Source organism: Duganella vulcania (genome assembly GCF_009857655.1).
In the GTDB taxonomy this organism is placed as follows: Bacteria; Pseudomonadota; Gammaproteobacteria; order Burkholderiales; family Burkholderiaceae_D; genus Rugamonas; species Rugamonas vulcania.
Window position 1 is genome coordinate 1 of record NZ_WWCX01000282.1, and the last position, 578, is coordinate 578.

The window sequence follows — 578 nt, forward strand, 5'->3', positions numbered from 1 at the left end:
TGCCGGCAGGCGCGGCATCAGCCGCGACACCAGCCCGCCCGATGCCGCCGCGCCGGCGTCGCCGGGCGTGAAACGCAGCGCGCTGTTCGGGATCAGCAGCACATTGTCATGCTGGGCTGCGCGGATCACTGCGGTGGCGGTCATGCCGGGCCGCAGGCTCAAGTCGGCGTTGTCGACGTCCAGATAGGCCACGTAGGTCACCACGTTCTCGGTGATGGTCGAGCCGTACGAGACGCGGGTGACGGTGGCGGGATAGCTGCGGTCGGCGTAGGCGCTGACGGTGAAGCCGGCCTGCTGGCCCGCCTGCACCGCGCCGACGTCGGCCTCGTCGACGTTGACCAGCAGGCGCAGGTGATGCAGGTCCTCGGCCAGCGCGAACAGCGTCACCGCCTGCAGCGAGGCGGCCACCGCGTTGCCGGGATCGACGCTGCGGCTGAGCACCACGCCGTCGATGGGCGAGCGGATCGACGCGCGCGCCAGGTTGGTGCTGTCGGTCGACAGTGTGGCCTGCGCGCTGTCGACGTTGGCGGCGGCGCTCAGGACGGCCGCTTCGGCGCGGGCCAGCGTCGCGCGGCCGG

1 protein-coding gene is annotated in these 578 nt (G+C 72.5%); it reads right to left on the reverse strand.

The genetic code is table 11. The annotated features are described in order from the left end of the window. The coding region (locus tag GTP90_RS35990) for an efflux RND transporter periplasmic adaptor subunit (protein ID WP_161087957.1) at nt 1-578 on the reverse strand (578 nt) is incomplete at both ends.